The 5699-nt window shown below is 57.4% G+C and carries 6 protein-coding genes; 5 read left to right on the plus strand and 1 reads right to left on the minus strand.

Going from position 1 to position 5699, the window contains the following annotated elements; all coding sequences use genetic code 11:
• Positions 1–207: 207 nt before the first annotated feature.
• Positions 208–432, minus strand: a complete 225-nt coding sequence (locus A985_RS27820; RefSeq protein WP_198288746.1) for an ATP-binding protein — start codon at positions 430–432, stop codon at positions 208–210.
• A 451-nt stretch (positions 433–883) separates the two neighbouring features.
• Between A985_RS27820 and A985_RS0123445 the strand changes: the two genes are divergently transcribed.
• From A985_RS0123445 to A985_RS0123465, 5 genes are all read left to right on the plus strand, one after another.
• On the plus strand, positions 884–2146 hold the full coding sequence (locus A985_RS0123445; RefSeq protein WP_017235807.1) for an NAD(P)/FAD-dependent oxidoreductase: 1263 nt from the start codon (positions 884–886) through the stop codon (positions 2144–2146).
• Positions 2147–2195: 49 nt separating this feature from the next.
• Positions 2196–2606: a nuclear transport factor 2 family protein gene (locus A985_RS0123450; protein ID WP_026132336.1), complete on the plus strand. Its 411-nt coding sequence runs from the start codon at positions 2196–2198 to the stop codon at positions 2604–2606.
• Positions 2607–2638: 32 nt separating this feature from the next.
• Entirely contained in the window at positions 2639–3442 is an 804-nt protein-coding gene (gene hpaH, locus A985_RS0123455) for a 2-oxo-hept-4-ene-1,7-dioate hydratase (protein ID WP_017235809.1), read from the plus strand.
• Positions 3439–4257 (plus strand): 4-hydroxy-2-oxoheptanedioate aldolase, encoded by an 819-nt coding sequence (gene hpaI / locus A985_RS0123460; protein ID WP_017235810.1) that lies wholly within the window; start codon positions 3439–3441, stop codon positions 4255–4257. The genes hpaH and hpaI overlap by 4 nt, the downstream gene beginning before the upstream one ends.
• A 213-nt stretch (positions 4258–4470) precedes the next feature.
• Positions 4471–5415: a LysR family transcriptional regulator gene (locus A985_RS0123465; RefSeq protein WP_017235811.1), complete on the plus strand. Its 945-nt coding sequence runs from the start codon at positions 4471–4473 to the stop codon at positions 5413–5415.
• Positions 5416–5699: the final 284 nt, after the last annotated feature.

Below are 5699 nucleotides of genomic sequence, written 5' to 3' on the forward strand. Positions count from 1 at the left end.
GTGGTACCCACTTCGGCTTGCTTCAGTGCGAACGCAATCTGCTCTTCGGTGTACTTCGATCTTTTCATTGCAAATCCCCTGCCTCTCAGGGCTTCAAATTTGGCAGGAATCTCTAGTTTTGGATGCTACGGTTTTTCGGGGGGAGGTCAGCGTTCGCGCCATAAGAGAACCGCACCTCAGGCTCCATGTGATATCGGACGGTGGGGTTCAACAAGATCCCCGCCGACAGGCGTGTTGCGCCAGTGCGCAGGCAAGCCAGGATTTTCCGGCACCGGTCGGACCGGTGATCAGGACGCGGTGGCCGGCACTAACCCAGTCTCCCAATGCCAGGCTCATTACCTCTCGCCGGTCGATCCTGCGGCCCGAGCGAGCGTCGATGTCCCCGATGGTCGCTTGAGCACATTTCAGGTGCGCGTTCTTTAGCAGACGCAGTAACTTGCGGTCTGATGCAAGGCTATTTTTTCGCGAAACCGGCTTTCAAATCGATTCCAACAATCGATGAAATGACGTATTTCGCCTGATGGCGACCGTCTTGGTCGTAGGTCATATTTTCCGACACAACATGTCAGCGCCTCCACATCGACACGTATGTTCATCTCGCACGGGAAGGCACTGTCGGTCAGTTGCGGACATGCGGTAGCTTAAACAATCCAGTTGATGAATGGCGAGTGTTAGCCAAAAAGCTGCCTTCAACGTTATACATGGGCGTCAGGCGCAGGACGTTTTGATGCTAGTCCTTGGATGCTGTCCTGTCTGTTCCCGGTCGGAACAATTGCTGTTCCGGGGCGCTGCTTGTCCGTCAGTCGCCGTGTTACCAGACTTCCCCCCATGGATCCAGATCACGGCATGAGATGTTGCAGATGCGTGCGCTGGAAATCGGACTGTGCGTAAGCTCGGTCGCCAGGAGGAGCGGACGAAGATGGATCGGGAAGCGGTGGTTGTGGTTGGAGCGGGGCAATCGGGGGCATGGGCCGTGCGAACGATTCGTTCGCACGGGTTCGTTGGACGTCTGGTGCTGATTGGTGACGAGAGCGCGCCACCGTACGAGCGTCCCCCGCTGTCGAAGGAGCAATTGCAGGCGGCGCCGCCGATGATGCAATTTCTCTTGCCCCCAGAGGAGTTGGATGTACTCGGAATCGAATGGAAGCGCGCTTGCTCGTGTGTCAGTATCGACCGGTCCGTCAGGAAAGTTGAGCTCTCGACGGGTGAATCAATCGGCTATGACAAGTTGATTCTCTGCACAGGCGGGCGCGCCCGTATTCCGGCAATCCCGGGGTTCAACGCAGATTGTGTCCATACTCTGCGTACGCTCGAAGATGCGGAACGGCTTCGTGCTGAATTGCGACGTGGCGCCAGGGTACTGGTAATCGGTGGCGGCTGGATCGGATTGGAGGTCACCGCGTCGGCCAGGGCAGCCGGCTGTGACGTCACCCTGGTAGAGGCCGGGGCATCGTTGTGTACGCGAACGGGCTCTCCTGCTCTGTCTGTGTTTCTTGAGACCTTGCACCTGGCAAATGGTGTCGACTTACGCCTTAAGACAAGCGTCAAGGTGCTTGAGCGCGAAAATGGTGCGTGTCTTGTGCGCTACACGGACGGGTCAGTCCAGGAAGTTGACCTTGTGGTGGTGGGGGTTGGGCTCGAGCAAAACGATGCACTGGCTCGTGAGGCCGGTCTAGCCTGCGATCGTGGGATATTAGTGGACCAGCAATGTCGCACCTCAGATGCACGCATTTTCGCCGCAGGCGACGTGGCCGTGATGCGGGGTGCGGATGGGGGCCTGTTGCGGCTTGAGTCGTGGCAGAACGCTCAGGATCAAGGGATCGCAGCGGCGCGTGCGGCTCTCGGGATGGACATTACATATCAGCCGGTTCCGTTCTTTTGGTCTCACCAATATGACTCGCTGGTGCAGATCGCCGGTTTGCCGATTCCAGGGGCACCGACGCTTATCCGCGTTGCAGACGGGGATAAGCTAATCGCAATCGAATTGAATGACGAGAATCGAATTACGTCGGCAATCTGCACAAATTCGCCACGAGATTTTCGGCAACTACGCAAATTCGTCTCCGAGGGCACCCGTGTCGACCCGACGATTCTGTCCGATATCGGCCTGCCGTTGGCTAAGGCCGACGTCTCATTGAATGCCTAAATCCAACAATTTCGTTAGCGAACCAGGTACGCAGAGGGAGACACGTCCAGTGGATTTTGAAGAGTTCAACGCATGTTCGACTTTGGTATATCAGTTCTTTGCCTGTCTTGATTGCCGAGATCACAAATTTGCAGCCAACCTGATGGCGAAGGACGGCGTTTGGCATCGGCAAGGGAAGGAACTCAGAGGGCCTGCTGCCGTGCTCGCGGCACTAGAGGAGCGCGATCCAGCGCGCAAGACGTGCCACCTGGTGACCAATCTTCAAGTAGATCAATCAAATCAAGCGACCGCGCGTGTGCGTTACTACATGACGGCCTACGAGACGCTGATAGCAACGGACAGCACAGCAAGTGCGCCGAAAATGCTGGGCGTTCGCGAGTGCACGGACGATCTGGTGCTGGAAGATGGGCAGTGGCGTATCGAGTGCAAGAAAAGTCATCTTGTGATGCCTTCGGCTTGAGCCAAAGGCGCTTTACTATCCGGAACAACCACATGCTCAGTGATTCGGTTATCAACTCTCTAGCCAGAGAGTTCCTCGACGCGGAAAAGTCGCGCGTTCAGATCAGGCAAATTTCGTTGCGTCATCCTGATATCACTATCGCGGACGCGTATGCGATCCAGCGAGAGTGGGTAAGGATGAAGATTGAAAACGGCAATCCTCTCAGGGGGCACAAGATCGGGCTAACCTCGCGCGCGATGCAGATGGCTGTCGGCATCAACGAGCCCGACTATGGCGCGCTGCTTGAAGACATGTTTTTTGCAGACGGTGCGACTATCCCAACTGACCGGTTCATTGCGCCGCGGGTGGAGGTGGAACTCGCGTTTGTCATGGATAAGCGCGTCGAGGGGCCGAATGTGACGCTGTTCGACGTACTTGATGCCGTGCGCTATGTTTTGCCGGCGTTGGAAATCATCGATTCGCGATCGCATATGATTGACCCGGAGACAAAGCGCTCACGGAAGGTGTTTGACACCATTGCCGACAACGCGGCAAACGCGGGCATCGTTATGGGCGGCAGGCCAGTTCGCGTCAATGAAGTGGATTTGCGTTGGGTCAGTGCGATCCTGTCGCAAAACGCGGTCATCGAAGAGACGGGCGTCGCGGCGGGCGTACTCAATCACCCGGCAAATGGCGTCGTCTGGCTGGCGAACAAGCTTTCCGCGTACGGAGTCGCTCTGGAAAAGGATCAGGTAATCCTGAGCGGCTCATTCACCCGGCCGGTGTTCGCCAAGAAGGGCGATACGCTAATAGCTGACTTCGGCTCACTCGGGCCAGTCTCCTGTCACTTTGGATGAGTAGCGTGAACGAGAACACATTTAAGCGCGCGCTAGAATTGCGCCAGACGCAGATCGGCCTATGGCTTGGCATACCGAGTCCCTATACCGCCGAGATGTTAGGTGGCGCCGGCTTCGACTGGCTACTGGTCGATGGCGAACACGCACCGAATACACTGGAAACCATACTCGCACAGCTTCAGGCGCTGGCTGTTTACCCGGTACATCCTGTTGTCCGTTGTGCCTGGAACGACCAGGTTGAGATCAAGCGGCTTCTGGATATCGGAGCGCGGAACCTCCTGGTTCCAATGGTCCAGGATGCCAATCAGGCGGCAGCTGCAGTGGCCGCAACACGATACCCGCCGGCCGGTATCCGGGGAGTTGGCGCGGCATTGGCTCGAGCCTCGCAATGGAACCGAACGGCTGACTACCTCCAGCGCGCTAATGCGCAAGTATGCGTGCTAGTGCAGGTGGAGACGCGGGCGGCTCTGGAGAATCTCGAGGCGATCAGCGCGGTAGACGGAGTAGACGGGATATTTATTGGGCCTTCCGATCTTGCTGCCGACATGGGGCACCTCGGCAATCCGGGGCATCCTGAAGTGCAGGAGGCGGTGGAGGAGGCCATTGTTAGAATCTGTCGGGCCGGGAAAGCCGCCGGAATCTTGATTGGAGATGAAAGATTGGCGCACCGCTATATCGAGCTTGGCACCGCCTTTACGGCAGTTGGCGTCGATACAACGCTGCTTGCTCGAGCAGCTGAGGCGCTGGCCCGCCGCTTCAAGGCAGATCAACCTAACGCAGCAGAGAGAGGTCCCGTCGGCCCCGCAGTCTACTGAGCCACTGCAAACTTGCCGCAAGCCCCGATACTGTCCCAAACCCATGAAAATCCTAAGTGTGCCTGACCGACTTCTTCGAATAACATCGAAAGGGTACGGCGCGGATGGCCGCCACTTCACTGGTGGCGGGGGATTCAAGGTTCTCGCGGTTCTATAACCGCGAGGCCATTGTCCATATCACACCCGCCACGCGATTAGTCGGCTGGAGGGGCGATGGGTAACGTGATGACGCAGTTTATGGAAGAGCACCCCCATGTTTCGGGCGGGTTCGAGGATCTAACAACCCTGCGCATTTTTGTGCGGACGGTCGAGATTGGCAACTTCTCGGAAGTGGCACGCCGTATTGGTGCTAACCCTGCGATGGTCAGCAAGCGCGTCGCGGCGCTCGAGAGCAGAGTTGGGCAACGTCTCCTGAACCGAAACACCAGGAGACTTGTCGTGACTGAGGTCGGGCAATTGCTCTACGATCATGCTATGCGCGCGTTGCAAGAGCTTGACCAGGCGGCGGAAGAGATGTCTTGTTTGCGCGACGAGGCGCGGGGCCATCTTCGCGTGACAGCCCCATTGATGTTGGGGCAAGCCGTCATCGCGCCGCGTCTGGCGGAATTTATGCGCCAGAACCCACTTCTATCGATTGACCTCAGCTTTTCGATGGAGAAGCTCGATCTCTACAAGGCCGGTATCGATGTCGCGGTGCGTATCGCGGATGTGCTGGATCCCGGGCTTACGGCAGTCAGGCTGGCGTCATACCGGCGAGTCTTCTGTGCTGCGCCTTCATACCTTCAGTTGAATGGTACGCCGGCGATCCCTGACGACCTGATGGGGCACAACTGCTTAATCACTCGCGGGTATTCCTTTACCACTAGGTGGCAGGTCCAGCGCGACGGCGAGCTTAGCTACGTACACGTTAAAGGAAACTTCGCAAGTGACAGCGGACAGGCAGTCCGAACGCTCTGTCTGGCAGGTGGGGGTGTCATGATGGCGCCACATTGGCTTGTCGAATCCGATCTGGCGTCCGGCGCGCTCATCGAAGTCCTTGCAGAGTATGTCCCTACTAACCGCGCTGTCTATGCGGTGTTATTGCAGCGTAGCGCGACATCACCGAAGCTACGGGCCGCAATTGAGTTCCTGCATAGCTGCTTTGCTGAGATGGAGTAACGGAGTTACATGCAGACGTCTGTGCCGGATGCAAACCGGTTGTTCGCATTGATGCCACGGCCCCAGAAGTCCTAGGGGCGTGGCATCGCTCCGCAAGTGTCTGCTCGGATCAACTCGATCGAGCTTTCGATAGCTGCGCAGTGACGACAGGAGCGCTTATAGAAATGCTTCTCTAAGCGCTCGAACTGGCTGTCCGCGGGTGTGTTACGAGTGGGCTAACCCGCTCCGTTTCTGCTGCGCTCAGACAATGGCTTGGTGTTTACCTCGCGAAGCCACACGACGCT

The sequence above is a fragment of the Pandoraea sp. B-6 genome, from assembly GCF_000282835.1.
GTDB classification, from domain to species: Bacteria; Pseudomonadota; Gammaproteobacteria; order Burkholderiales; family Burkholderiaceae; genus Pandoraea; species Pandoraea cepalis.